Origin of the sequence: Pseudomonas trivialis (assembly GCF_036864995.1) — a bacterium.
Classification (GTDB): Bacteria; Pseudomonadota; Gammaproteobacteria; order Pseudomonadales; family Pseudomonadaceae; genus Aquipseudomonas; species Aquipseudomonas trivialis.
Genome location: NZ_CP142151.1, coordinates 1475127 through 1501128 on the forward strand (window position 1 = coordinate 1475127; position 26002 = coordinate 1501128).

Annotated in this window: 27 protein-coding genes and 1 pseudogene; 12 read left to right on the forward strand and 16 right to left on the reverse strand. The window is 60.5% G+C overall.

The genetic code is table 11. The features are described 5' to 3' along the window. Positions 1 to 67: 67 nt before the first annotated feature. The 4 genes from VRB54_RS06520 to VRB54_RS06535 form a co-directional block, all read right to left on the reverse strand. Positions 68 to 952, reverse strand: coding sequence for an alpha/beta hydrolase (locus VRB54_RS06520; protein WP_338480015.1), 885 nt, complete (start codon positions 950 to 952; stop codon positions 68 to 70). An 83-nt stretch (positions 953 to 1035) separates the two neighbouring features. Beyond that, positions 1036 to 1728 (reverse strand): pseudouridine synthase, encoded by a 693-nt coding sequence (locus VRB54_RS06525; protein WP_338480016.1) that lies wholly within the window; start codon positions 1726 to 1728, stop codon positions 1036 to 1038. After that, entirely contained in the window at positions 1718 to 1930 is a 213-nt protein-coding gene (locus tag VRB54_RS06530; protein ID WP_338480017.1) for a cysteine-rich CWC family protein, read from the reverse strand. The genes VRB54_RS06525 and VRB54_RS06530 overlap by 11 nt, the downstream gene beginning before the upstream one ends. Positions 1931 to 1992: 62 nt before the next feature. Continuing rightward, entirely contained in the window at positions 1993 to 3615 is a 1623-nt protein-coding gene (locus tag VRB54_RS06535; protein WP_338480018.1) for a methyl-accepting chemotaxis protein, read from the reverse strand. Positions 3616 to 3925: 310 nt separating this feature from the next. Here VRB54_RS06535 and VRB54_RS06540 point away from each other — a divergent pair, with 310 nt between their 5' ends. Together VRB54_RS06540 and VRB54_RS06545 are read left to right on the forward strand one after the other, a co-directional pair. Further along, positions 3926 to 4285 (forward strand): hypothetical protein, encoded by a 360-nt coding sequence (locus tag VRB54_RS06540; protein ID WP_338480019.1) that lies wholly within the window; start codon positions 3926 to 3928, stop codon positions 4283 to 4285. Positions 4286 to 4445: 160 nt separating this feature from the next. Further along, positions 4446 to 4880, forward strand: coding sequence for a DUF3757 domain-containing protein (locus tag VRB54_RS06545; protein WP_338480020.1), 435 nt, complete (start codon positions 4446 to 4448; stop codon positions 4878 to 4880). 3 nt (positions 4881 to 4883) lie between these two features. Here the strand turns inward: VRB54_RS06545 and VRB54_RS06550 are convergent, their stop codons facing one another. After that, the gene (locus tag VRB54_RS06550) at positions 4884 to 5996 is read right to left on the reverse strand and encodes an enoyl-CoA hydratase/isomerase family protein (RefSeq protein WP_338480021.1); all 1113 of its coding nucleotides are present in this window, start codon (positions 5994 to 5996) and stop codon (positions 4884 to 4886) included. A 137-nt stretch (positions 5997 to 6133) separates the two neighbouring features. Here VRB54_RS06550 and ung point away from each other — a divergent pair, with 137 nt between their 5' ends. After that, a complete protein-coding gene (gene ung / locus VRB54_RS06555; protein WP_003233900.1) occupies positions 6134 to 6826 on the forward strand; it encodes a uracil-DNA glycosylase in 693 nt (230 codons plus the stop codon). Between the two features lie 27 nt (positions 6827 to 6853). Here ung and VRB54_RS06560 read toward each other — a convergent pair whose 3' ends face one another. Genes VRB54_RS06560 through VRB54_RS06580 form a run of 5 tightly spaced genes read right to left on the reverse strand, consistent with a single transcriptional unit; the run spans position 6854 to position 12223 of the window. Then, positions 6854 to 7891: an AbrB family transcriptional regulator gene (locus VRB54_RS06560; protein WP_338480022.1), complete on the reverse strand. Its 1038-nt coding sequence runs from the start codon at positions 7889 to 7891 to the stop codon at positions 6854 to 6856. Beyond that, complete coding sequence (locus VRB54_RS06565) at positions 7884 to 9398, reverse strand: tripartite tricarboxylate transporter permease (RefSeq protein WP_338480024.1); 1515 nt, start codon at positions 9396 to 9398, stop codon at positions 7884 to 7886. The genes VRB54_RS06560 and VRB54_RS06565 overlap by 8 nt, the downstream gene beginning before the upstream one ends. 1 nt (position 9399) lies before the next feature. Further along, positions 9400 to 9858, reverse strand: coding sequence for a tripartite tricarboxylate transporter TctB family protein (locus VRB54_RS06570; RefSeq protein ID WP_338480026.1), 459 nt, complete (start codon positions 9856 to 9858; stop codon positions 9400 to 9402). Positions 9859 to 9915: 57 nt separating this feature from the next. Then, on the reverse strand, positions 9916 to 10899 hold the full coding sequence (locus VRB54_RS06575; protein WP_338480027.1) for a tripartite tricarboxylate transporter substrate binding protein: 984 nt from the start codon (positions 10897 to 10899) through the stop codon (positions 9916 to 9918). Positions 10900 to 10930: 31 nt separating this feature from the next. Continuing rightward, on the reverse strand, positions 10931 to 12223 hold the full coding sequence (locus VRB54_RS06580; protein ID WP_338480029.1) for an OprD family porin: 1293 nt from the start codon (positions 12221 to 12223) through the stop codon (positions 10931 to 10933). Positions 12224 to 12458: 235 nt separating this feature from the next. Between VRB54_RS06580 and VRB54_RS06585 the strand changes: the two genes are divergently transcribed. Beyond that, the gene (locus tag VRB54_RS06585) at positions 12459 to 13130 is read left to right on the forward strand and encodes a response regulator (protein WP_338480030.1); all 672 of its coding nucleotides are present in this window, start codon (positions 12459 to 12461) and stop codon (positions 13128 to 13130) included. Beyond that, positions 13123 to 14508 carry a sensor histidine kinase gene (locus tag VRB54_RS06590; protein WP_338480031.1) on the forward strand — a complete coding sequence of 462 codons (1386 nt, stop codon included), beginning with the start codon at positions 13123 to 13125 and terminating at the stop codon, positions 14506 to 14508. The genes VRB54_RS06585 and VRB54_RS06590 overlap by 8 nt, the downstream gene beginning before the upstream one ends. Position 14509: 1 nt before the next feature. Here VRB54_RS06590 and VRB54_RS06595 read toward each other — a convergent pair whose 3' ends face one another. Both VRB54_RS06595 and VRB54_RS06600 read right to left on the reverse strand, forming a co-directional pair. Next, positions 14510 to 15331 carry an HDOD domain-containing protein gene (locus VRB54_RS06595; RefSeq protein ID WP_338480032.1) on the reverse strand — a complete coding sequence of 274 codons (822 nt, stop codon included), beginning with the start codon at positions 15329 to 15331 and terminating at the stop codon, positions 14510 to 14512. Positions 15332 to 15367: 36 nt separating this feature from the next. Then, complete coding sequence (locus VRB54_RS06600; protein ID WP_338480033.1) at positions 15368 to 16309, reverse strand: folate-binding protein YgfZ; 942 nt, start codon at positions 16307 to 16309, stop codon at positions 15368 to 15370. A 140-nt stretch (positions 16310 to 16449) separates the two neighbouring features. Between VRB54_RS06600 and VRB54_RS06605 the strand changes: the two genes are divergently transcribed. Both VRB54_RS06605 and VRB54_RS06610 read left to right on the forward strand, forming a co-directional pair. Continuing rightward, complete coding sequence (locus tag VRB54_RS06605; RefSeq protein WP_003233917.1) at positions 16450 to 16704, forward strand: succinate dehydrogenase assembly factor 2; 255 nt, start codon at positions 16450 to 16452, stop codon at positions 16702 to 16704. Then, a pseudogene (locus VRB54_RS06610) lies at positions 16688 to 17135 on the forward strand (protein YgfX). Before VRB54_RS06605 ends, VRB54_RS06610 begins: the two are co-directional and overlap by 17 nt. On the opposite strand, the gene nadB reads toward VRB54_RS06610, so the two are convergent. Further along, complete coding sequence (gene nadB, locus VRB54_RS06615) at positions 17104 to 18720, reverse strand: L-aspartate oxidase (protein WP_338480034.1); 1617 nt, start codon at positions 18718 to 18720, stop codon at positions 17104 to 17106. The pseudogene VRB54_RS06610 and the gene nadB sit on opposite strands and share 32 nt — an antisense overlap. Before the next feature lie 466 nt (positions 18721 to 19186). Between nadB and rpoE the strand changes: the two genes are divergently transcribed. The 4 genes from rpoE (at position 19187) to VRB54_RS06635 (ending at position 23042) form a co-directional block, all read left to right on the forward strand. After that, positions 19187 to 19768 carry an RNA polymerase sigma factor RpoE gene (gene rpoE, locus VRB54_RS06620; RefSeq protein WP_003172477.1) on the forward strand — a complete coding sequence of 194 codons (582 nt, stop codon included), beginning with the start codon at positions 19187 to 19189 and terminating at the stop codon, positions 19766 to 19768. Positions 19769 to 19800: 32 nt separating this feature from the next. Then, on the forward strand, positions 19801 to 20388 hold the full coding sequence (locus tag VRB54_RS06625; protein ID WP_338480036.1) for a sigma-E factor negative regulatory protein: 588 nt from the start codon (positions 19801 to 19803) through the stop codon (positions 20386 to 20388). A gap of 16 nt (positions 20389 to 20404) precedes the next feature. After that, positions 20405 to 21367, forward strand: a complete 963-nt coding sequence (locus VRB54_RS06630; RefSeq protein WP_338480037.1) for a MucB/RseB C-terminal domain-containing protein — start codon at positions 20405 to 20407, stop codon at positions 21365 to 21367. Between the two features lie 235 nt (positions 21368 to 21602). Beyond that, positions 21603 to 23042, forward strand: coding sequence for a DegQ family serine endoprotease (locus VRB54_RS06635; protein ID WP_338480038.1), 1440 nt, complete (start codon positions 21603 to 21605; stop codon positions 23040 to 23042). Positions 23043 to 23109: 67 nt separating this feature from the next. Here the strand turns inward: VRB54_RS06635 and VRB54_RS06640 are convergent, their stop codons facing one another. Continuing rightward, the gene (locus VRB54_RS06640; RefSeq protein ID WP_338480039.1) at positions 23110 to 24543 is read right to left on the reverse strand and encodes a M48 family metalloprotease; all 1434 of its coding nucleotides are present in this window, start codon (positions 24541 to 24543) and stop codon (positions 23110 to 23112) included. Between the two features lie 95 nt (positions 24544 to 24638). On the opposite strand from VRB54_RS06640, the gene VRB54_RS06645 reads away from it, so the two are divergent. Then, on the forward strand, positions 24639 to 24878 hold the full coding sequence (locus VRB54_RS06645; protein WP_231422087.1) for a sulfurtransferase TusA family protein: 240 nt from the start codon (positions 24639 to 24641) through the stop codon (positions 24876 to 24878). A gap of 6 nt (positions 24879 to 24884) precedes the next feature. Here VRB54_RS06645 and VRB54_RS06650 read toward each other — a convergent pair whose 3' ends face one another. Together VRB54_RS06650 and VRB54_RS06655 are read right to left on the reverse strand one after the other, a co-directional pair. Then, positions 24885 to 25358: a peroxiredoxin gene (locus tag VRB54_RS06650; RefSeq protein WP_338480041.1), complete on the reverse strand. Its 474-nt coding sequence runs from the start codon at positions 25356 to 25358 to the stop codon at positions 24885 to 24887. An 11-nt stretch (positions 25359 to 25369) separates the two neighbouring features. Beyond that, the gene (locus VRB54_RS06655; RefSeq protein WP_003172487.1) at positions 25370 to 25930 is read right to left on the reverse strand and encodes a glycine cleavage system protein R; all 561 of its coding nucleotides are present in this window, start codon (positions 25928 to 25930) and stop codon (positions 25370 to 25372) included. Between the last annotated feature and the right edge of the window lie 72 nt (positions 25931 to 26002).

Here is a 26002-nt window from a genome sequence, read left to right on the forward strand (position 1 = left end):
TTCGCCGCGATTTGAAGTTTTTCTTCAAAAATGTGTGGGCCCACTGTCGCTCGCAGAGCAATGCATTTCAGATTGCGAATGCCTGTTGGGTCAGTCCCTGCTGACACCGCAACCGGCTCAATGGCCGCTCCCCTTTCAAGAATCCCACCACCGCCTCCTGGCTGTCCCGGCATGCCGCCTTGTGCTCCATGTCGAGGAAATGCCCGGTTGCCTGAATCGTGCTGAAGCTGCTGTGCGCCACGTGCTGTCCGAACAACCGGGCATCCTGGGGGCAGGTGTATTCGTCCCATTCGCCATTGATGAACAGCACCGGTATGTCGATGGCGTTGGCCGCCTTGAGATAACACTGTCGATCACCGTCCAGCATCCGGCTGATGTGAAAATGCATTTGTCCGTATTCGTGCTCGGCCAGGCTGCTGACGTGCTTGTAATTGAAGCGTTTGAACAGCGACGGCAGGTGTTTGCCGAGGGTGCTGTTGACCAGATGGCCGACGCGGTGGCGGTCGCGGTTGCCGAGGTAATCGGCGCCGCGTTCAAGATAGTCACGCATGGGCGCGTTGATCACCGGAGAGAACGAGCTGATCACCGCCTTTTCCACGCGCCGGGGCCGTTGTGACAAGGCCACCAGCGCGGCCGTGCCGCCCCAGGAGAAGGACAGCACATGTTCGGCGGCGAAGTGGTCGATGAGTTCCAGCAGGAGCTGGCCTTCGACTTCCTTCGTCAGCATGTGCTCATGGCGGTTGTGGATTCTGGAGCGACCGGCGTAGGGCTGGTCGTACAAAACCACATTGAATTGCGGATACAGGCTTTTTACGGTCTGGGCGAAGGAGGCCGTGGTGGCCATTGAGCCGTTGACCAGGACGATGGTCTTTTCAGCCGCGTCCGCGCGGTAGAACTCCGTGTAAACCCGGTACTGACCCTGCATATCCAACACAGCGATTTCTGGCGTCATGTCGTAAGACTCCTGGCAAGCGGGTAGAGCGCGTAAACCACTCTGCACCTGCTTTATGACAGGCAGGCAATGCTGACACGGCCTCAGACTTGCTGAATCTCTTGCGGGTACAACGCACGATACTCGCCGGGCGCCAGCGCGCTATCCAGCTCAAGCGGTCCCATGCGCTCGCGGTGCAAGGTCAGCACCTTGTTGTCGAAGTGCCCGAACATGCGTTTTACCTGGTGATAACGACCTTCGATGATGCTCAGTCGCGCGGTTCTCGGCCCCAGCAACTCCAGCTCGGCCGGTTGGGTGGTGAGGTCTTCGAAGGCAAAGTACAGACCCGCCTTGAACGTCATCGCGCACTCCTCGCCGATGGCCTGCTCGGTTTCCACCAGGTAGACCTTGGGCAGCTTGGTCGTCGGTTGCGTCAGGCGCCGCGACCACTGGCCGTCGTTGGTGAGCAGCAGCAGGCCGGTGGTGTTGAAGTCCAGGCGACCGGCGATATGCAGCTCGTGCTTGTCCGGTTCATCCAGCAGGTCGAGGACCGTGGGGTGTTGCGGGTCCGTCGTGGCGCTCACGCAGCCTCGGGGTTTGTGCAGCATGAAATAGCGCGCCGGTTTACCGGCTTGCACCACCTCATCGTCCACGCACACCCGGTTGAATTCGCGCACGTCGTGATGCGGATCGCTGACCGCCACCCCATCGACGCTCACCCGCCGTTCCACCAATAACATGCGTACCTGCTTGCGATTAAAACGTGGCAGGTTGCTGAGCAAGCGATCAACGCGCATCTGGATTGCGCAATTGTTCGTCCACTTGGGCGCAACGCGGGCACAGGCAGGCCTTGTTGCGTAATTCATCGGGAAGAGCCTGGAGCAGCGCCGGGTCGATGCTGACGCTGAAGCACCAGCAGGCCATGCCTGCGGTGCGCGGGTCGGCCAGGGTGCAATCATTGGGGGCGCCGCAGGCGGGGCAGAGGGAGGGCGTGGTCATGGGGCTGGCGCTATCGAGCAAGGTTGCCTTGCACGATACAGCGCCTACCCATGCCAGGCTACTTACAGCTTGAACTTGCTCACCAGCAGATTGAACGAGGTCGCCAGGCGCGACAGGTCCTGGCTGGAGGCGTTGGTCTGGTTGGCGCCGGCGGCTGTCTGGGTCGACAGGTCCTGGATGTTCAGCAGGTTGCGGTCGACTTCGCGGGCCACCTGAGCCTGCTCTTCGGACGCGGAGGCGATCACCAGGTTGCGTTCGTTGATCTTCGCCACGCTACTGGTAATTCGCTGCAACGCGTGCCCGGCGTTCTGCGCCAGGGTCTGGGTATTATTGGCCCAGGTGAGGCTCTTGTTCATGGCGGCAACGGCATCGTCGGCGCCGGCCTGTACTTCGCCGATCATTTTTTCAATGTCGACGGTGGAGGTCTGGGTGCGATGGGCCAATGCGCGCACCTCGTCGGCGACCACCGCAAAACCACGGCCTTGCTCGCCCGCGCGCGCTGCTTCGATGGCCGCGTTGAGCGCCAGCAGGTTGGTTTGGTCGGCGATGCCGCGAATCACATCGATCACCTTGCCGATTTCGCGAACCTGATTGGCGAGGTCGGCGACCGACTGCGTCGAGTCGTTGATTTCCACCACCATTGAGCTCATGCCGGAAACAGCCTGTTCCACCTGTTGCTGGCCTTCTTCGGCTTCTGTGGTGGCCTGGCTCGAAGCCTCCGAGGTGGACACGGCGTTGCTGGCCACTTCGTCGACGGCTGCGGTCATCTGGTTGACGGCGGTGGCGGCTTGCTGGATTTCGTCGTTCTGGCGGGTGAGGCTGCGCGTGCTCTCGTCGGTCACCGCGCTCAGCTCTTCAGCAGCGGACGCCAGTTGATCCGAAGCATTGGCTATTTCCAGCAATGTGCTTTTCAAACCACTCTGCATATCTGCAATCGCCATCAGCAGTTGCCCGGCTTCATCGGTGCGATCGGTGAGGATCGCGTGAGTCAGGTCGCCCTTGGCGATCCGCTGGGCGCTTTCCACGGCCTGAGCGATGGGCCGAGTGATCAGGCGTGTGATCAGCAGGCCGACCGTGATGGCGATGATAAAGGCCAGCACGATACCGCCGATCATCCAGTTCATGGCGCTGCTGCGCAGGTCATCGGCGGCGACTGAGCCTTCTTTGATCTGGCGGCTGTTGGAGTCGATCATGACGCGGATCAGTTCGCGAGCCTGCCTGAACATTTCGTTGTTGGTGCTGTTGAGTTGCGCACGCGCCTGTTCGGTCTGGCCAGCATCAAGCAATGCAACGATGCGTTCGGAACTGCTGATGTAGCCGGGCAGCAATTGATCAAACTTGTCCCCTGCAGCGCGTTCGTCATCTTCAAGCGGCGTGGTGCGATAAGTGGCGTAAGCGCTCAGGCCGGCCTTGAGCTGGTTGGCGACGTCCTGACGCACCCGTTCACGGTCTTCTCGCGAAACGTCGCCATTGTTGGCGTCAAGCAACCGGTACAAGCCACGGTTGTGAGCCACCAGGCCATTGAGGGTCGCCGCAGTGTTACTGACCGAGACCAGATTGTTGGAAAACGTTAAATCGAGAGCCGAAGCCAGACGGATGACGCCTTTGATGCCCAGTGCACCAACGCCCAGGGTAATGAACGCGCACAGTACAAAAGAGAGCAGCAGTTTGGTTGAAATCTTCATGGCGGAAATCCGTGGATATAAGAGTAGGGTGCTCGCTTTAGAGCCTCCGTGCTGTTGTGCGATGGCATAGTGACATTATCGAATTATTGAAAGTTTCAATTCGTCCAAAAATGTTCCGTTGTTCAATGATCAAGTCGACCAGCGGTTACGCAATATTCAAGCCAGCAGGGCGTTCGATGAAGATGTATCAAGCCATTACCAAAACGCACCAGATTCAGTTTTTGATGTCAGATATTTCGTCATTCAGTGAAGGCTGAATGCCGCTCTCCAGCGTCGCTGGAGGTGCTCTTCCGCGGTCCAGGAGGCCGCCATGTATCGACGACTGCTGCTTGCTGCATTGCTCGGCCTGACTCTTTCCGGCTGCGTGCCCTATTACGAGGGCACCACCACGTACTATCGTTCCGAGGTCTACACCGAGCCGTCGCCTGTGTATTACTACGGCGGCGGGCCGGCGTATCAGTACCGGCGGGATTACTACCCGGCCCCGCGCTATTACACGCCGGCTCCGCGTTACTACCCGGCCCCTCGTTATTACCAACCGGCTCCGCGCTATTACGGGCCGCGCGCCGGGTACCGACCTTATCCGAACCAGGGATGGGGTGACCGTTGGCATAACGGTGGACGCGGGCGTGGTGGTGACCACGGGGGAGGCCGCGGCGGCCATCGATAAATGCTGAACGATAAAAACGGCGCTTGATGCGCCGTTTTTTTATGGGTGCCGTTCGTCGGTACTGTCAGAATTAACAGGTATCTTATCGGGTTCAAATGTATTTCACTGGCGGCGGCCTTTGTGCCCTCGAAGTAATCAGGGAATAGATGGAACTCTAGAAATGATCAAAAGGTTGGTTTGTGTGTGTTTTCTGATGGCTGGCAGCTTGGCCCAGGCCCATGACGCGTTCAGCTGTCCCTACCCATCGACCATCAGGTACGTTGACGGCTTCTTCCTGACGTCTGATATACGGTTTCCCTGGCTCAGTTCAAAGGTCGAGCATCGTGATTTCGTTGACCGGTTCATTGGCGCGATTTTTATACCGGAGAAGGATCAGGAGCGCGAAAACGGTCGCCTGGATAAATGCGTTTACCGTACCGGCAGCGGCCAGCGCGTTGCTTTGCGCCCAGGGAAACCGGGCGCCGCCGAAGCTATTTCGCTGACAAGCACCTTGCACTGGCAGATCGCCAAGGACCCGCTTGAACAAGAGGTGTATATCTGCCAGGACAGTCAGCCCGACAATTGTGCATTTACAATCGCGAAGCCGAAGCTATAACTGTCAGAAGTAGGAAAAATCCGCCAGGGGATGTCGTCCCTCCCACGCCTTGTGGAAATGCGCCTGCACCACCGCTTCAGGCACTGTGTTGATATCGGACCAGTGCCAACGGGGTTTCTGATCCTTGTCGATCAATCGCGCGCGAACACCTTCACTGAATTCCGGATGACGGCAGCAGTTCAGCGTCATGGTGTATTCCATCTGGAACACCTCTGCCAGCGACAGGTGGCGCGCGCGCTGGAACTGTTCCCACACCAGATGCGCTGTCAGCGGGCAGCCTTCGCTGAGGGTCTTGCCGGCGCGGCTCAGCAGCGGGTCAGCGTGATCACTTAGCTGGCTCAAGGCGCGCCACGCACAGCGTACATCGCCTACATCCAGCCATTCGTCGATTTGCGCCCGGCGGGGTAGCCATTGCGCTTCGGGCTGCTGGTCGACGGCCTCCCGGGCCAGGGCCTTGAGCAGGCTGTTGAGCTGCATCGCGCTCTGTTCCTGCCAATTGAGTTGCAGCAGGCCTTCGAGCAGTTCGTCTTGCTGATCGTCGCGCAGGAAACGGTCTGCCAGGCCCAGGTCCAAGGCGTCTCGTCCATTGATGTGCGCGCCGGTCAGGCCCATAAACAGGCCGAGTTTGCCGGGCAGGCGCGACAGGAAGCTGCTGGCCCCCACGTCCGGGTACAGGCCGATGCTGATCTCCGGCATGGCCAGACGGCTGCCGGGCGTGACAATGCGCACAGATGCACTTTGCAACAGGCCCATGCCGCCGCCCAGCACGTAACCGTGGCCCCAGCAAATCACCGGCTTGGGGTAAGTGTGCAGGCGGTAGTCGAGGCGATATTCGGCGGCGAAAAACGCTGCGGCCAGGGCCGGTACTTCGCCGGGTTGCTCAAGGCACGCCTGGGCCAGGCTGCGCACTTCGCCACCGGCGCAAAAGGCCTTGGGCCCGTTGCCACGCAGCAGCACGCAGACGATGTTCGGGTCTTTGGCCCAGGCCTCCAGGCGTTCGCCAAGGCCCAGAATCATGGGCAGGGAAAGGGCATTGAGGGATTTTTCAGCGTCCAGGCTGGCGATGCCGATACGGGCGCCGCCGCTGCCGGTCAGCTCTTCGAAGTGCAGATTCATCGTGACCTCAAATCGAGAAGGTGAAGGATCAGTATGATCGCTCCACGGGAAAGTGCCGGTGGTGTGTCAGATCAATTGACAAGCGGGGGCACGTTTCCTAGGGTTCGCCCATTCTTTTTCTGCACGATGAACCCACCATGACCGACGGCGACCGTATCAAACTCGAACCCAGCTGGAAGCACGCCCTGCGAGAGGAGTTCGACAAGCCCTACATGGCCCAATTGCGCGAGTTCCTGCGTCAGGAACATGCGGCCGGCAAGGAAATCTACCCACCGGGCCCGCTGATTTTCAACGCCCTCAACTCCACGCCGCTGGACAAGGTCAAGGTCGTGATCCTCGGCCAGGACCCTTATCACGGCCCGGGCCAGGCCCATGGCCTGTGCTTTTCGGTGCAGCCGGGCGTGCCGGCACCGCCGTCGCTGGTCAACATCTATAAAGAGCTCAAGCGCGATCTGAACATCGATATTCCCAACCACGGCTATCTGCAAAGCTGGGCTGACCAGGGCGTGCTGATGCTCAATACCACCATGACGGTGGAACGCGCCAACGCCAATGCCCATGCGGGCAAGGGCTGGCAGTTCTTTACCGATCGGATTATCGAAGTGGTCAGTGAGCATCAGCCGCATCTGGTGTTCCTGCTATGGGGCGCCCATGCCCAGGGCAAGCAGAAGCTGATCGATGCCACCAAGCACCTGGTGCTGACTTCGGTACACCCGTCGCCCTTGTCGGCATATCGCGGGTTCTTGGGCTGCGGTCACTTCAGCCGCACCAACAAGTTTCTTGAGCAGAATGGCGAGGCGCCAATTGACTGGAGGTTGCCGCCGATCTGAAGCCGGCGGCAGGAAAAGGTGGGATGTTCAGGTTTTGCCGGGCTGGCGGTCCCAGCGCCGAAACAATGGCTCGGCCAAAAACAACACGAACAACAAGCGCATCACCTGCATCGCCGTCACCAGCGGCACCGACAGTTGCAAGGTCTCTGCCGTGAGGCTCATTTCCGCAATGCCGCCGGGCATCATGCCCAGGGTCAGTGAGCGCAGGTCCAATTGGGTCAGGGCGCTCAGCCCTACCGCCGCCAGTGTCGCCAGCGCCATGGTCAAGGCCGTGCCGATCAGGGTGCGGCCCATGAATGACGGGGCGCGGCGAAAAAACTGACGGTTGAAGTGGCAGCCCAAACCACTGCCGATCAACCACTGGCCAACCTGACTGCCGCCGTCAGGCAGGCCGATGTGCAGGTCCCAGGTCACGCTGGCGATGGCACTTACCAGCAACGGCCCGAACAGCCAGGGGTTGGGTTGGCGCAAGCGTTGCCAGCCCCAGGCGACCAGCGCGCCTACCGGAAACAGCAGGGCCAGCCAGGCCCAGTCGACGGGTGCCGGATGAAACTGTGGCGCACCGCCGCCCAGCAAATACTTGAAGATCGCCGGGATACACAGCACCACCACCAGCACCCGCAGGCTTTGCCCGGCCGCCACCCGGCTAAGTACAGCGCCATTGCGTGCGCCGAGGTTGACCATCTCACCCGAACCGCCCGGCATGCTGGAGAAAAACGCAGTGGCGCGGTCTTCACCGCTGCGCCGCATCAACCACACGCCGACCACGCTCGACAGGCTGGTAATCAAGGCACCGAAGAAGATCAGCCCGAAGTGGCTCATCACCTGCTCGATCACCACCGGGGTGAAGTGCAGGCCGATGCCGATGCCCACTACCCATTGGCCGCATTTGCGCCCGCCGGGAATCTCGGCCAACTGCCAGGGCGTGAGGCAACGCACCAGGATGATCGCCAGCAACGAGCCGACCATGTACGGCAAAGGCCAGCCGACGAGGCTGGCCAGGTAACCGCCGGCCAGGCCGACCAGCGGTGTTCCCCACCATTGCTTGAAGGTGACGTCAGACATCGGTCAGGGCGCGACGCTGCAGGGCACGTTTACGGTAGATGCGGATCAGCGGGAACATCAGCATAAATACGGTCAGTACCCACACACCCAGGGTGATCGGGCTCGACCAGAGAATCTCCAGCGCACCGTTGGAGATCGACAGCGCACGGCGCAGGTTCTGCTCCATCAAACCGCCAAGGATGAAGCCCAGCAGCACCGGCGACAGCGGGAAGTCCAGCTTGCGCAGGATGTAACCGAAGATACCGATACCCACCATCAGAAACAGGTCGAAGGTGGTGGCGTGAACCGCGTATACACCGATCGCGGTGATGATGGCGATCACCGGCACCAGCGCCCAGTTCGGCACTGCAAGGATGCGGGTGAAGATACGGATCATCGGAATGTTGAGGATCACCAGCATGATGTTGGCGATGAACAGCGAGGCGATCAGGCCCCAGACGATGTCCGGTTGCTGTTGGAACAGCAGGGGGCCGGGGGTGATGTTGTACAGCGACAGGGCGCCGATCATCACCGCGGTAGTGCCCGAACCTGGCACACCGAGGGTCAGCATTGGCACCAGTGCGCCGCAGGCGGAGGCGCCGATGGCGGTTTCCGGCGCAGCCAGGCCGCGCATGTCGCCCTGGCCGAATTTACCGCTGGCACCGGCGATACGTTTCTCGGTCATGTAGGCAACCGCCGAGGCCAGAGTGGCACCTGCACCTGGCAACACGCCCATGATGAAGCCCAACAGGCCGCAACGGATGTTGACGACGAAGACCGAGCCGGCTTCCTTCAGGTTGAACATCATGCGTCCGGTGGCCTTCACCGCTTCCTGGCCACGGTGAGTTTTTTCCAGCAGCAACAGGATCTCACTGATGGAGAACAGGCCCAGGACCAGCACGACAAACTGGATACCGTCGGTGAGGTGGATGTTGTCGCCGGTAAAGCGGTACACGCCGCTGTTGGCGTCGATACCCACTGCCGACAGGAACAAGCCCATCAGCGCCGCCACAAAGGTCTTCAACGGCTTGTCGCCGGCCATGCCGCCCAGGCACACAATCGCGAATACCATCAGGACGAAATATTCCGCCGGGCCGAAGGCAATCGCCCACTTGGCCAGCAGCGGCGCAAACAGCACCATGCCGCAGGTGGCGATAAACGCGCCGATGAACGAACTCCATGCCGACAACGATAGTGCCACGCCGGCCAGGCCTTTACGGGCCATCGGATAACCGTCGAGGGTGGTCATCACAGTGGAGGCTTCGCCCGGGATGTTCAGCAGGATCGAGCTGATACGGCCGCCGTATTCGCAACCCAGGTACACCGCAGCCAGCAGGATCAGCGCCGACTCCGGCGGCAGGCCCAGGGCGAAGGCGATAGGGATCAACAGCGCTACGCCGTTGATCGGGCCCAGACCCGGCAACAGGCCGACAACGGTACCGATCAAGGTGCCGCACAGGGCGGTCACCAGGTTGTACGGGCTCAGCGCGACGCCGAAACCCTGGCCCAAATAGCCAAAAGTATCCATATCAGTTCTCCAGAACGTCGAGCAGGCCGAGGGGCAGCGGCACATCCATGGCTTTATCGAACAACAGGTAAAGACCGATGGCCATCAAGGTCACGATCACCACGCTGGGCAGCCAGCGGCCGCCGTACAGGCGCGCCATCGGGATGCCGATCAGCATGCTGCTGAGAATGAAGCCCAGAGGTTCGAAGGTGCCGGCAAACACGATCAGCAGCGCGACGCAGAGGCCGATCTTGGCCAGGGTTTCGCGGTCCAGCGCCGGTTCTTCTTCGGTGTGCCTGGTGGGTTGCGGGCGAAACAGCATATAGATCAGGCCCAGGCTCATCAGCCCGAGCATCAGCAGCGGGTAAGCGCGAGGCCCGACCGGCTCGTAGGAAAACGCCGCCTGATACGGCCAGGCCATCAAGGCCAGGCCGGCGCAGACGAGCAGCATCATCGCGGCGAAAATGCGTTGTAAGAGCATGGGAAACTCCAAGGCCACTTCGGCAGGCTTGCCGAAGTGGCGTTACATGACGGGCGTTTACTGGATCAGGCCGAACTCTTTGGCCAGCACTTTGTAGTCAGCCACCTGTTTCTTTACGTAGGTGTCCAGCTCCGGACCGGTCATGGCAAACGGGAACAGCTCGCGCTGATCACGCAGCTTGGCGAATTCTTCGGACGCCAGCAGCTTGTCGAAGGCTTCTTTCCACCAGGCGTAGTCAGCATCACTGACCTTTGGCCCGAGGTAGAAACCGCGTACCACTGGCCAGACGATGTCGTAGCCTTGCTCTTTAGCGGTGGGAATATTCTTCATTTCCGGCTCATCCAGACGCTGCTCGGAGAACACCGCCAGCAGGCGCATGTCTCCGCTGAGGATGTGCGGCATGGAGTCGGAGATGTCGGTACTGCCCACCTGGATATGACCACCGAGCAAGGCGGTGGCGATTTCACCGCCGCCTTCGAGGGCCACGTAGCGCAGCTCGCGCGGGTTGATTCCGGCAGCCTTGGCGATCAGCGCGGTTTGCATCCAGTCCTGGCTGCCCACGGTGCCACCGGAACCGATCACCACGCTGCCCGGATCTTTCTTCAAAGCTTTTACGAGATCATCGAGGTTCTTGTAGGGCGAATCGGCTTTTACCGCGATGGCCCCGTAGCTGGTGCCCACCGCCGCCAGCCAACGCACGGCGCTCTCATCGAATCGCCCGAACTTGCCCTGGGCCAGGTTCAACAGCGAACCGCTGGACCAGGCAACCAGGGTGCCGGCGTCGCCAGGGCGCTGGGCGACCACGGCGTTGTAGGCCACCGCGCCGACGCCGCCTGGCATGTAGGTCACGCGCATCGGCTTGCTCAGCAGCTTCTCGTTGACCAGCGCGCTTTGCGCCAGCTTGCAGGTCAGGTCAAAACCACCGCCGGGGGAGGCCGGGGCGATGCACTCCGGGCGCTTGGGCTCGTCGGCGGCCAGCAGTTGGCCGGCGAACAGCATGCAGCCGGCGGCGAGGGCCATTTTACGCAGTGAGAGGGTCATGGGTTTCTCCGTCATTGTTGTTATGAGTTGCTTACCAGAGTGCGACGCTGTAGCTGACCAGCACGCGCATTTCATCCGCATCACGGGCTGAATAGTTGGAACGGTAGGTAGCGTTACGCAGGCGCACCGCCACATTCTTGAACGTGCCACTTTGCACCACGTACTTGATCTCGCTGTTGCGCTCCCATTCCTTGCCGGTCTCGCCGTTCCTCAGCCGGATGTTGTCACCCGACAGGTAACGGCTCATGAAGCTCAGGCCGGGAATGCCCAGTTTGGCGAAGTCGTAGTCGTAACGGGCCTGCCATGAGCGCTCTTCGGCGCCGGCAAAGTCGTTGATCTGCACGAAGTTGACCAGATACGGGTCGCTGCCATCCACATAGGGGAACGCGCTGTCGCCGGACATGCGCTGGTAACCGGCGCTGAGCTTGTGGCCGTTGAGGGCATAGCTGAACAGGCCGCTGAGGGAGGTGTTGTCGATCTTGCCGCCCCGGGCGGCACCGGTGTCGTCGCTGATGGCCAGCCGCAGGTCGGCGCCGAAAGTGCCGGGGCCCATGGGGCGGGCGGCGACCAGGCCGAGGAAGTGCTGACGGTAGACATCGTCGAGCTGAGCGAAGTGGTAGCTGCCGGTGATCTTGTCGGCGAATTTATAGTCCACGCCACCGAAGTTGAAGTGCTTGCCGGTGGCGCCGCTGAGGAAGCGGCTGTTCTTGTTGTTGAGGGCGATGTCCTCATAGTTGCTGTCGTCGCGGTCCTTGGCCTTGTCCAGGCGGCCGCCGGTGAACGTCAGGTTCTCGAATTCCCTGGAGGTCAGCAGGCCGCCGTTGAAGGTCTGCGGCAGGATGCGCCCGTCGTTGGGCTTGAGGATCGGCAGTTCGGGCATCAACGCACCGATTTTCAGCTCGGTGGCGGACACTTTCACTTTGCCCGTCAGGCCCAGCTTGGAATATTCGTTGGCGGCGCGGCCGTCGTCATGGGTGGGCAAGAGGCCGGTGCCGGTGCGGTCGGGGCTGGAGTCGAGCTTGACGCCGAGCATGCCCAGCGCGTCCACGCCAAAGCCGATGGTGCCGTCGGTGTAGCCCGACTGCAGGTTGAGCATGAAACCCTGAGCCCATTCGTCGCGTTTGGATTGCTGGGCACTGGTGCCGTCGCGAAAGTCGCGGTTGAAGTACATGTTGCGGGTTTCGAGGGTCGCGCTGCTGTCTTCGAAGAAGGCAGCCTGGCCGAGTGGTGAAAAACCGGCAAGGGCCGCGGCGCTGGCAAGGGCAGTGTGGGTCATGCGGGGAAAACGAACAGGCGGACAAGCCTGGGACTGTGTCGACAGCATCGTTGTGCACTCCGTTATTGTTCTTATTTTTGGCGAAAACGCATCGAGGCGTTTTTCGGGCGCGACGGTCAGATCGCTCGGCGGGCTGGAACCACCGTGTTTGGATCCTAAAGTGCGAAGCTTTCGCTAACCTTTCAGTAGCCTTTCAATGTTTTCGGGCTTCACAGGCCAGGCGGCGCCTGTAAACTGCCCGGCGAAGCGTGGCATCGACCACTCCTGAATGAGGTAGAAATCCATGCGTGTCCTCTTGGTTGAAGACCATTTGCAGCTCGCCGAAAGTGTCGCCCAGGCGCTCAAGAGCACGGGTTTGACCGTCGACGTGCTGCACGATGGGGTGGCCGCCGACTTGGCCTTGAACAGTGAGGATTACGCGGTGGCGATCCTCGACGTGGGGCTGCCGCGCATGGATGGTTTTGAGGTGTTGGCGCGGCTGCGCGCCCGTGGGAAAAATCTGCCGGTGTTGATGCTGACCGCGCGCAGTGATGTGAAGGACCGTGTGCATGGTTTGAATTTGGGCGCCGACGATTACCTCGCCAAGCCGTTCGAACTGACGGAACTCGAGGCGCGGGTCAAAGCGCTGCTGCGGCGTAGCGTGCTCGGCGGCGAGCGCCAGCAGGCCTGCGGTGTGCTGATCTACGACCTCGACACACGGCGCTTCACCGTCGGCGGCGAGCTGATGACCCTGACGTCCCGCGAGCAGGCCGTGCTCGAAGCGCTGATCGCGCGGCCCGGCCGGGTGATGAGCAAGGAGCAACTCGCCTCCCAGGTCTTCGGCCTGGATGAGGAAGCCAGCCCCGACGCCATCGAAATCTACGTGCACCGCCTGCGCAAGAAGCTCGACGGCCAGCCTATTGCTATCGTGACCTTCCGGGGCCTGGGCTACCTGTTGGAAGCCCGCGATGCATAAGCCGAGCAGCCTGCGCTGGCGCCTGCTGTGGAACCTCGCGCTGTTGCTGGTGGTGTTAATGATCGCCAGTGGCTTGAGCGCTTACTGGAATGGTCGCGAGGCCGCCGACACGGCGTATGACCGCACGCTGCTGGCCTCGGCGCGCACCATCGCCGCCGGCCTGACCCAGGTCGACGGCACCCTCAGCGCCAATGTGCCCTATGTGGCGCTGGACACCTTCGCCTACGACAGCGCCGGGCGCATTTATTACCAGGTCAATGATATTGATCAGAAGCTCATCTCCGGCTACGAGCACCTTCCCGGCCCGCCGCCGGGCACGCCGCGAACTGACGACTATCCGGCCTTGGCGCGTTTCTACAACGCGGTGTATCAAGGGCAGGAAGTGCGGGTGGTCAGCCTGCTCAAGGCCGTCTCCGAGCCGAACATGAACGGCATGGCGGAAATTCGCGTGGCCGAAACCGATGAAGCGCGCGTCAGCATGGCCCGCAGCCTGGCGGCCGACACGTTGTTGCGCCTGGGCATGCTCGGCGTCGGTGCACTGCTGCTGGTGTGGTTCGCTGTGAGCGCGGCGCTGCGCCCGCTGGAGCGCCTGCGCACGGCGGTGGAAGAACGCCAGCCCGACGACCTGCGCCCGCTGCCGCTGGTGGAAGTGCAGCATGAATTCGGCCCGCTGGTGCGATCGCTCAACCACTTTACCGAGCGTCTGCGCGGCCAGTTCGAGCGCCAGGCGCAGTTCATTGCCGACGCTGCCCACGAATTGCGCACACCGCTGGCGGCGCTCAAGGCCCGGCTTGAACTGGGTCTGCGCAGCGACGCGCCCGCCACGTGGCGCAGCACTCTGGAGATCGCCGCCCAAGGCACTGACCGCCTGACCCATCTGGCCAATCAATTATTGTCCCTGGCCCGCATCGAGAACGGTGCTCGCGCGATTGCCGAAGGCGGCGCGCAGTTGCTTGACCTCAGCCAATTGGCCCGTGAGCTGGGCATGGCCATGGCGCCGCTGGCCCATGCGCGCGGCGTGGCCCTGGCGCTGGAGGCCGATGAGCCGGTGTGGCTGCGCGGCGAACCGACGCTGCTGAACGAGCTTTTGAGCAACCTGGTGGATAACGCGTTGGCGCACACGTCGCCGGGCGGCAATGTGATCCTGCGGGTCACGGCGCCGGCGGTGCTTGAAGTCGAGGACGATGGCCCCGGCATCCCGCTGGATGAGCGCGACCGGGTGTTCGAGCGTTTCTATAGGCGCAGTCAGCAGGGCATGGGATCAGGTCTGGGGCTGGCGATTGTCGGCGAGATCTGCCGTGCGCATCTGGCGCAGATCAGCCTGCATGATGGCGAGTTGGCGGGGTTGAAGGTGCGGGTGAGTTTCGTCGCCGGTTGAATCAATAGAACATCGAGCGCGCTTCATCCAGCTGCGCGCGCAGGGTCTCGCTGGCAGGGTCAATGCGTAGCTTGATGATCGACGGCACATCGGCCAGCGGCACGTCAGCCAGCGGATGATCAGTGCCGCGATGGCAATACAGCACCGCTGCCTGGACGATGTCGATGTAGTCGAGCCTGGCGGAATCGCGCTCCAGGTTCAGGTATTGGCCGGGCAGCTTGGCGAGCATTTCCGGAAAGTCCCAGACGCTCAGCAGCTTGTCGCCCAACAGCGGGTGGATGCTGTCGATCACGTGGTTGAGGCTGACCGGGTCGGACAGCAACTGGTAGTGATCTTCGGCGTAGGTGAGAATCGGCAGCACGCCGATCTGGTGTACCAGCCCGCCAAGGGCGGCCTGGTCCGGCTTGAGCTGTGAGTGACTGCGGCACAGGGCGTAGCTGACGCCCGCCACTTCCAGGCTGCGGCGCCACACGTCACGCATTTTCTGTTCGACCACCTCGGAGCGGGCATGGAAGATCTGTTCCATCACCAGTCCGATGGCCAGGTTGCTGCTGTAGTTGGTGCCCAGCCGGGTAATGGCGGTGTGCAGGTTGGTGACTTCCTGAGTGGCACGCAACAACGGACTGTTCACCACTTTGATCAGGCGTGCGGACAGCGCGGTGTCGCGACCGATCACTTTGCTCAAGTGGCTGATGCTGATATCCGGGTTTTCGGCGGCCTGACGAATGTTCAGGGCCACTTCCGGCAATGTCGGCAGAACCAGGTCATCGTTGTCGATGGCCTTTACCAAAGCCTGTTGGACTTTATCCGCCAGTTTGTTCATTCATGCTCTCAAGGGTGCTGCAAAAAAGTACGGTGATCAGCGCTGAATCTCTCGATCTCGATCAAGTTGATAGGGCAGGTCGAGCAGTTGCAGGGCGGGCCCTTCCAGCGAGCCCAAATGCACGTCGCCATTATCGGCAGCTTCGGCTTGCAACACCGCCAGAAGTTCAATCGACAGGTCAGCTTTTGCCGCAATCACCACTTCGCCAATCGAGCTGCCGTGGCTGGGGGAGAACAGCGCAGTGCCGGGCTCCGGCGTGTTTGTGGCATCAAGGCTCAGGCGATACAGGCGGCGTTTGAGTTTGCCCAGGTACTGCATGCGCGCGACGATTTCCTGGCCGGTGTAGCAGCCCTTTTTGAAGCTGACACCGCCCACAGCCTGCAGGTTGAGCATCTGCGGAATGAACAGCTCGCGGGTCTGTGGCATCACCTGGCCGATGCCGGCGCGGATCTGGCCCAGCAGCCATTCGTTCAAGTCCGTTTTATCAAGCTGCGTGGCCAGGTGGCTGCGTACGGTTTCGGCGTGTTCGGCAGGCGCCCAGAGTTCGGCACGGGCAGGGGAGATGCGAATGGCGATCAACGCATCGGTGCGCGCGACGCTGTCGGTGTCGGTCGGCAGTTCGAGGCCCAGGCTGCTCAGCGTTTTATCAGCATTTGAAAGGCCGAAACGGACCCAGGCGGCGCTTTCATCGGTGAGCCTGGATTTGGAAAATACCGCGTATTTTTTCAGGTCCGCCAGTTGCGGCTCCAGCAGCTCAGTGGCCATGGCCATCAGCACGCCGTCACCTTGCAACACAATGCGAAAGCTCGATTGCATGCGGCCTTTTTGCGTGCAGCGCGCGCCAAGGCTGGCCTGGGTGTCACTCAGGTAATTGAGGTTGCAGGTGAGTTGGCCCTGCAGGAATTTGGCGGCATCGGCGCCACGGACGGCGAGAACGCCTTCGTGGGACAGGGGGCAGAAGAAAGCAGAGTCGGCCATGGGTCATCGCAGGTCAAAAAGTCATGCGTGCATCATAGAGGGGCGCCCGGCAAATGGATAGTTTCCTCGGGGCGCGACCAACGCTGGCTGTTCGGGTGCCGCCGGGCCTGTATACTTGCGCGCTATTTGAGGAGCGTTCCATGGTCGAAGACGTAGAAATCAATCGCCTCTACTGGCACAGCCGCCGCGGCATGCTTGAGCTGGATGTGTTGCTGGTGCCGTTCACCAAAGAGGTGTACGCGACGCTCGATAAGGTGGATCGTGACCTGTACGTGCGGTTGCTGGAATGCGAGGATCAGGACATGTTCGGCTGGTTCATGGAGCGCGCCGAGTCTGAAGATCCGGAGCTGCAACGCATGGTTCGGATGATCCTGGATCGTGTCCAGCCCAAGTAATCGCTTTGAATGTCGCTGGCAGGCCTCGCAGCTGTTGCTGGCGGCGTATGCCCTCGCCCCAGCTTTGCGCGCTGGGCGCCTTGCTGGTGCTCGACGTGCCTTTTGCCGCTCTTGGCATGCTGGCGTGCGTAGCCCATGCCGCCTGGGTGTTGCCGCGTCAGATTCTGCTGACTCACCGTTCGTCGATTCTTGGCCTGCGCCGTGATGAAGACGGCTGGCAATTATTCAGCGGCGAGCGCGGCTGGCACAGTGTGCAGCTGCGCCCCGACAGCCTGGCGTTGCCGTTGATCGTGGTGCTGCGCTATCGATTACCGGGGCAATGGCGGGTGCGCTCTACCTGTGTGCCCAGGGATTCGCAGGTCGCCGATGTGCACCGGCGTCTGCGGACTCGCCTGAAATTCAGCCGCCGTAGGTGGTTGGCACCAGAATAGTGTTACGGGCCTCGGGCAGCAGCTGCGGGTAGTCGAGGGTGTAGTGCAGGCCGCGGCTTTCCTTGCGCTCCATGGCTGAGCGGATCATCAGCTCGGCCACTTGGGCTAGGTTGCGCAATTCGATCAGGTCGCGGCTGACTTTGTAATTACTGTAAAACTCGTCGATCTCATCCAGCAGCAGGCGCACGCGGTGTTGAGCCCGTTGCAGGCGCTTGTTGGTGCGCACAATCCCCACGTAGTCCCACATGAAGCGGCGCAGCTCGTCCCAGTTGTGGGCGATGATCACGTCTTCGTCCGAGTCCGTCACCTGGCTGGCGTCCCAGCGGGGCAGGGCGGCGGGTACCGGGATGTTTGGCAATTGTTCGAGAATATCCGCCGCCGCTGAACGTGCGTAGACGAAGCATTCGAGCAGCGAATTGCTGGCCATGCGGTTGGCGCCGTGCAGGCCGGTGAAGCTGGTTTCGCCAATCGCATAGAGACCAGGCACGTCGGTGCGCCCATGCTGGTCGACCATCACGCCGCCGCAGGTGTAGTGCGCGGCCGGCACCACAGGGATCGGGCCTTGGGTGATGTCGATATTGAAGGCCAGGCAGCGCTCGTAGACGGTGGGAAAGTGGGCCTTGATGAAGTCTGCGGGTTTGTGGCTGATGTCCAGGTAAACGCAGTCGATGCCCAGGCGCTTCATTTCATGGTCGATGGCACGGGCGACGATATCTCGCGGCGCCAGCTCGGCGCGCGGGTCGAAGCGTTGCATGAAGCGTTCGCCATTGGGCAGTTTCAGGTGCGCGCCTTCACCGCGCAGGGCTTCGGTGATCAGGAAGCTTTTGGCCTGCGGGTGATACAGGCAGGTGGGGTGGAACTGGTTGAATTCCAGGTTGGCCACCCGGCAGCCCGAGCGCCAGGCCATGGCGATGCCATCACCGCAGGCACCGTCCGGATTGCTGGTATAGAGGTAGACCTTGGCTGCGCCGCCCGAGGCGAGAATGGTGAAGCGCGCGCCGTAGGTATCTACTTCGCCGCTGACGCGGTTGAGTACATAGGCGCCCAGGCAGCGTGCGCCGTCCAGGCCCAGGCGTTTTTCGGTGATCAGGTCGACGGCGACGCGTTGCTCCAGCAGTTCGATGTTGGGACGCTGGCGCGCTTGTTCGAGCAGGGTCTTGAAAATGGCGGCGCCGGTGGCATCGGCGGCGTGGATGATACGCCGTTGGCTGTGGCCGCCTTCGCGGGTGAGATGAAACTCGAACCCGCCATCGTCGCTGCCTGTGTGCTCATCGCGGGTGAAGGGCACGCCCTGATCGATCAGCCATTGGATGGCTTCGCGGCTGTGTTCCACGGTGAAGCGTACCGCGTCTTCGTCGCACAGACCGCCGCCGGCGTTGAGGGTGTCGTCGACATGGGATTTTACTGTGTCGTGCTCGTCCAGCACCGCCGCGACGCCGCCCTGGGCCCAGAATGTCGATCCGTTGGCCAGGTCGCCTTTGCTCAGCACCGCAATGCGCAAATGGCTGGGGAGGGTCAATGCCAGGCTCAAGCCGGCCGCGCCGCTGCCGATCACCAGAACATCGTGTTGAAACTGTTGGCTCATTGGAAGGATTCCGCAAAAAGCGATCCACAGGGCTGGCGCAAGCAGGAACGCCTGGATCGGCGAATCAAAGGGGCACACGGGCCACTAGTATATAGAGGGGGCGCGCGGCACAATAGCCGGGTGTTTGTGGCAATGTGAGATTACGGAGCGCGGTTCCGGTTTCACTTGGCCGGTTATTTAAGGTGGGAACTTTTTGCATGAGCCCCCACTCAATAGCCGGTTGCCCAAAACCTGGAAAAAGTTGAGTTTATTGGCCCGTCGGGAGCATTGGACGCGTCATCAAACCGGCGACAAGATTATTCGCGCAGTCGGCTTTGACCGTGCTGCGTTTTTCGTGTGTGCCAAATCAGTGCATGCCGGAAACTTGCTTGAAAGGGGGAGAACTTTTGCGAAAAGACCGAGTCTATGTTTGCAAGCCTGATCGTTTAGTTATGCAAGCCTCCTTCAAGCACCACGAGGAGTGTTCATGCTAACCCAGGAAGAGGATCAGCAGCTGGTCGAGCGCGTTCAACGCGGTGACAAGCGAGCATTTGATCTGCTAGTGCTGAAATACCAGCACAAAATTCTCGGGTTGATCGTGCGGTTTGTGCACGACACCCATGAAGCGCAGGACGTTGCACAGGAAGCCTTTATCAAGGCATATCGTGCACTGGGCAATTTTCGCGGTGATAGTGCGTTTTATACGTGGCTGTACCGTATCGCCATCAACACGGCGAAGAACTATCTGGTGTCTCGCGGACGCCGCCCGCCGGATAGTGATGTCAGTTCAGAAGATGCTGAATTTTATGATGGTGATCACGGCCTCAAGGATCTCGAGTCGCCGGAGCGTGCATTGCTGCGCGACGAGATTGAAGGCACCGTCCATCGCACAATTCAGCAACTGCCAGAAGATTTACGTACGGCGTTAACTTTACGTGAATTCGATGGTCTGAGTTACGAAGACATTGCGAGCGTCATGCAGTGTCCGGTGGGGACTGTGAGGTCACGGATTTTCCGGGCCCGGGAAGCCATCGATAAAGCCTTGCAACCGTTGTTGCAGGAAAACTAAAGACAGCGGCGACAGCCAAGAGAGGAACCGCCATGAGTCGTGATGCCCTGCAGGAATCGCTGTCCGCAGTGATGGATAACGAAGCGGATGAATTGGAACTTCGTCGAGTGCTCAACGCATTTGATGATGCCCAAACCCGTGATACCTGGTCTCGTTACCAAGTCGCTCGGGCGGTGATGCACAAGGATCTTCTAATCCCTCGTCTGGATATTGCTGCGGCCGTTTCTGCTGCGCTGGCTGACGAAGCCGTTCCGGCAAAGGCTGCACGTGGTCCATGGCGTAGCCTGGGTCGCCTGGCAGTGGCTGCCTCGGTAACTGTTGCCGTTCTGGCCGGTGTTCGCCTGTATAACCAGGACGAAATCGCTGGTGCCGAACTGGCCCAACAGACCCAGCAACCGGTCATGGCCGGTCCGCAGGTCAAGGGCCCGGCAGTGTTGGCCGGCTACAAGGAGAGCTCTGATGCCACAGGCCCTATGGCTAACGGTGTGCTTCAAGGCCAATCCGGCTGGCAGGACCAGCGTCTTCCAGGCTACCTGCGTCAACACGCACAGGAATCTGCCTTGAAAGGCACTGAAAGCGCTCTGCCATACGCTCGTGCTGCAAGCCTGGAAAACCGCTGAACCTCTAAGGAGCCCTATGCGCGCCATATCGCTCCTTACGCTTTTGCTCAGTGGTTGGTCTGCACTCCCCGCCCATGCCGATGAAGCTCAAAACTGGCTGACTCGACTTGGGCGTGCAGAGCAACAACAAAGTTTTCAGGGTACGTTCGTATACGAGCGTAATGGCAGTTTTTCTACACACGACATTTGGCACCGCGTCCAAAAGGGTCACGTCCGCGAGCGGTTATTGCAGCTTGACGGTTCTGCCCAGGAAGTCGTGCGTGTAGATGGTCGTACTCAATGCGTCAGCGGCGTCCTTGTCGCGGGCCTTGGCAATTCGCGTGAATCCTCTTCACGTGCGCTTGACCCAAAGAAACTTACTCAATTCTACGAACTGGCAGTTATCGGTAAATCCCGTGTTGCCGGTCGTAATGCAGTGATCGTCTCGATCACGCCGCGTGACCAGTACCGCTTTGGGTTTGAACTGCATCTGGATCGCGAAACCGCTTTGCCGCTTAAATCCCTGCTTTTGAATGATCAAGGGCAATTGCTTGAGCGTTTTCAATTCACCCGACTGGATACATCTTCCACCCCAAGTGATCGCGATTTGCAACCCACGGGTGAGTGCAAGCCTGTCTCGGTTGTTCAGGAGCAGACGTCAGAGGTCGAGTCCTCCGAGGCATGGCATCTTGAATGGGTGCCACCGGGTTTTCAGTTGATCAAGGGCAGTGCGCGCAAAGATACGCAGACCAAAGCAACGGTCGAAAGCTTGATGTATGAAGACGGGCTTGCACGGTTTTCGGTGTTTCTCGAGCCCATCAGCGAAGTCAGCGCAACGGAAACCCGCACGCAAATTGGCCCTACGGTTGCGGTTTCTCGCCGCTTGAATACGGTGGACGGTGAAAGGATGGTGACCGTTGTCGGCGAAATCCCTATCGGTACTGCCGAGCGCATCGCTCTGTCCGTACGCAGTGAGAAAACGGCTACTGCCCAGCCGTGATTCGTTAATCCTATGTTCATCCTGACCTTTCAGTCTAAAGTCCATGCCAGGTTGGCTGGCGAGACTATGAAATGTATGGATCAGCATTTTCACTTGCAAAAAATCTCCATGTTTTTTATAGGTCAGGGCTTGTCAGCGCTGACCTCGTTTTGTTCGCGGAACAAAGGCGCCGGTCTCGGTTTCCGGCGTCTCTTGAACCCTGTCGCTCAACCCTGCTCGTCGTAACGGGAGCTGTATGTCGATACCACGTTTGAAGTCTTACCTATCCATAGTCGCCACGGTATTGGTGCTGGGCCAGGCCCTGCCTGCGCAAGCGGCCGAGCTGCCTGATTTCACCCAATTGGTGGAGCAGGCCTCGCCTGCCGTGGTCAACATCAGCACCACGCAAAAGCTGCCGGATCGCAAAGTTTCGAACCAGCAGATGCCCGATCTGGAAGGCCTGCCGCCTATGTTGCGCGAGTTTTTCGAGCGCGGTATGCCCCAGCCGCGCGCTCCGCGTGGCGGCGGCGGTGGTCAGCGTGAGGCGCAGTCCCTGGGTTCGGGTTTCATCATTTCGCCGGATGGCTACATTCTCACCAATAATCATGTGATTGCCGATGCCGATGAGATCCTCGTGCGTCTTGCCGACCGCAGCGAACTCAAAGCCAAGCTGGTGGGCACTGACCCACGCTCCGACGTTGCGTTGCTGAAGATCGAAGGCAAGGACCTGCCCGTGTTGAAGCTGGGCAAGTCCCAGGACCTCAAGGCCGGCCAGTGGGTGGTTGCGATTGGCTCGCCGTTCGGCTTTGACCACACGGTTACCCAAGGCATTGTGAGCGCCATTGGCCGCAGCCTGCCGAACGAAAACTATGTACCGTTCATCCAGACTGACGTACCTATCAATCCAGGCAACTCCGGTGGCCCGCTGTTCAACCTGGCTGGCGAAGTGGTTGGGATCAACTCGCAGATCTATACCCGTTCCGGTGGTTTCATGGGCGTGTCCTTTGCGATCCCGATCGATGTGGCCATGGACGTTTCCAATCAACTGAAAAGCGGCGGCAAGGTCAGTCGCGGCTGGTTGGGCGTGGTCATCCAGGAAGTGAACAAGGACCTGGCTGAGTCCTTCGGTCTCGACAAGCCGGCCGGCGCCCTGGTTGCGCAGATTCAGGATGACGGCCCGGCTGCCAAGGGCGGCCTGCAGGTTGGCGACGTGATCCTGAGCATGAACGGTCAGCCGATCATCATGTCGGCAGACCTGCCGCACCTGGTGGGCGCACTCAAGGCCGGCAGCAAGGCCAAGCTGGAAGTGATTCGTGAAGGCAAGCGTCAGAACGTGGAACTGACCGTAGGCGCCATCCCGGAAGAGGGCGCAGCCCTTGATGCACTGGGCAACGCCAAGCCGGGCGCCGAGCGCAGCAGCAATCGCCTGGGTATTGCCGTGGCCGAATTGACCGAGGAGCAGAAGAAAAGCTTCGACCTCAAGAGCGGTGTGGTGATCAAGGAAGTTCAGGATGGCCCTGCCTCCCTGATCGGCTTGCAGCCGGGCGACGTGATCACCCACCTGAACAATCAGGCGATCAACAACACCAAGGAGTTCACCGACATTGCCAAGGCACTGCCGAAGAACCGTACGGTGTCGATGCGCGTCCTGCGTCAGGGTCGAGCCAGCTTCATCACCTTCAAGCTGGCCGAGTAATCCGCTAGCCCACAAAAAAGCCCCGCCGTCGGTTAACGATGGCGGGGCTTTTTTGTGGGCGATGGGTTTAGCTCATCATCCCTTTCACCAGGCGTTCCTGTTCGATCAGTTCACGCTGGCGAGCGTCGATGCGCGACGACAGTGGGAAGTTGCTGCCGGCCCGACGTTTGGCGAAATCCAGTTGCTGGATCGCTTGCTGGAAGTCGCCCACCAAGGCGAAATACTCGGCGCGCGCCTGATGCAGACCGATGATATTTCCCGACAGTCCGCGCGTTTCGGCGACCTGATACCACACATCCGGATCGTCCGGACGAGACTTGAGCAAGCCATCCAGGGCTTTCTCCGCATCGGCGGTGCGGTTCTGTTTAAGCAGCAGATCCACCCGAACCTGGTTCAGCGGGTAATTGCTGGGGTACTGGCTCAGCATGCGATCGGTGCGCTGCTGGGCGTCCGGCATGCGGTTGTTGATGATGTCCAGCTCGATCTGCGCCAGGTTGTAAGTGATGTCATTGGGAGCCTTGGCCAGCAATGGCGCCAGGTTTTCCCGGGCTTCCTTGAGCTGAGTGCCCTTTATCTGAGCGATTGCCAGACCATAACGGGCCACATCGTTTTTCGGGTTCTCGTCCAACTGAGCCTGGAATCGCTTGGCAGCGAGACCTGGCGTGTCCTCATACTTCAACTGTACTCGCGCGCGGATCAACTGATAACGCAGGCTGTCTTCCTTGCCGCCCGATTTGGACTGTTCGGCGCGGTTGCGGGTGTCGGCAATCCGCGATTCGGTCACCGGGTGCGTTAACAGAAACTCCGGCGGTTTGGCGTCGAAACGGTATTGACGCATCAGTCGCTCGAACATGGTGGGCATCGAGCGTGGGTCGTAGCCGGCCTTCTCCAGGTTGACGATACCGATACGGTCCGCTTCCTGCTCATTCTGGCGGGAGAAACGTCGCTGCTCCTGGATTGCTGCGGCCTGGGTGCCGGCGATGGCGGCGATACCCGCGTCGCCTGCACCAGCTGCGGCCGCAATAATGCCGCCGAGCAGGGCCGCCATCATGGGAAGTTGCATGCGCTGCTGCGCTTCGACACCTCGGGCGAAATGGCGTTGAGACAGGTGGGCCAATTCATGAGCCATCACCGAGGCATACTCGCCTTCGGTCTGAGCGTTGAGAAACAGCCCGCCGTTCACGCCGACAATCCCGCCCGGTGCGGCAAAGGCGTTGAGTTGCGGGCTGTTGATCAGAATGAATTCCAGCCGTCGGTCGTTCACCTGACTCGTCTCCACCAGCTTGTACACGCTGGTCTCGACGTAATCCTTGAGTTGCGGATCGTTCAGTTGCGACACCTGGCCGCGCAGGTAGGCCAGCCATGCACGGCCCAGTTGGTATTCCTGTTGTGGCGAGACAATGGCAGAACTGGCGTCGCCAAGTGACGGTAGGTCGTCGGCGAAGCCTGGGGAGGCCAGCAGGCAGGCCAGCGTCAACAGGGTAGGGCGCAAAAAAGTCATGCACAAAGCCTTTTGGGCAAAGAGCTTACTGTAGCCGGACACTGAGCTTCGGACCAGATATTCTAAGCAACCCAACGCTTGCCCGGAGTAAGACCATGACCGACGCTGCACCCTTTGATGCCGAACTCGATGCCAGCGGCCTCAATTGCCCGTTGCCCTTGCTCAAGGCCAAGCTGGAACTCAATCGAATGGCCAGCGGCGCAGTGCTCAAGGTGACCGCTACGGATGCGGGCTCCCAGCGCGATTTCCGCACCTTCGCCAAGTTGGCCGGCCACACCCTGGAGCGCGAAGAAGATGAGGCGGGTGTTTACCGCTATTGGTTGCGCAAGGCCTGAATCGCATCAAGCCTTGTTCAGCGCCTGCGCTGCCACCAACACCGCCTCCACATGCCCCGGTACTTTTACGCCACGCCATTCCTGACGCAGAACACCGTCCTTGTCGATCAGGAAAGTGCTGCGATCCACGCCCAGGTATTCCTTGCCGTACAGCTTCTTGAGCTTGATCACATCAAACAGCTGGCAAACCGCTTCGTCCTTGTCGCTGATCAGCTCGAACGGGAACGCCTGCTTGGCCTTGAAGTTCTCGTGGGACTTGAGGCTGTCGCGCGATACGCCGAACACCTCGGTGTTGGCTGCCTTGAACGCTTCATGCAGATCACGAAAACCCTGGCCCTGGGTGGTACAGCCCGGCGTGCTGTCCTTGGGGTAGAAGTAGATCACCACTTGCTTGCCCTTGAGCGCAGCGAGGCTGAAGGTCTGCCCGCTGGTGGCCGGCGCTTCGAAATCAGTGACCGGTGTATCGATGACTACCGCCATGAATAACCTCCTTACATTGGGTTCTGTGGGCGCCACGGCTCGATCAGCGCGTCCAGGTTGAGCGCGTCGGCGAAATCCAGAAACTGGTCGCGCAGCCAACTGATCTGCACACCGGCCGGCAGAGTCACAGTGAACGTGGCATTAAGCATGGTGCCGCCGGTTTGCGGCGCCTGGTAGGTATCGCAGGTAAGGTTTTCCAGCTCGACGTTATGGTCGATAAAAAACTGGCACAGCTCGTTGACGATGTCCGAACGGTACGCCGAGCTGACATACGCCACATAAGGCAAGGCCTGTGGGCGGTTCTCCAGCGCGGCGCTGCGCACCACATTGACAGTGAAATCATGCTTCTTGGCAAGGCCCGGCAGGCCGGTTTCCAGGCGCGCCAGGGCGTCCCAGGTGCCGGAGATCTGCAGCACCAGCGCGCTGCATTCGCCGTGACGGGTCAGGCGCGAGGTTACGACGGCGCAGCGGTTTTCATGGCTGGCGCGGCACAGGACGTTGGTCAGCTCCATGGGGTTGGCGCCGAGGGCACTGATAACAAGGAATTGTTCGCGAACTGTGGGGGTGGACATGCAGCCTTCCTAAAACGATGAGCGGTCGATACTGTGAGGGCTGTATCGATCAAAGGATCAAGGGTAGCGAAA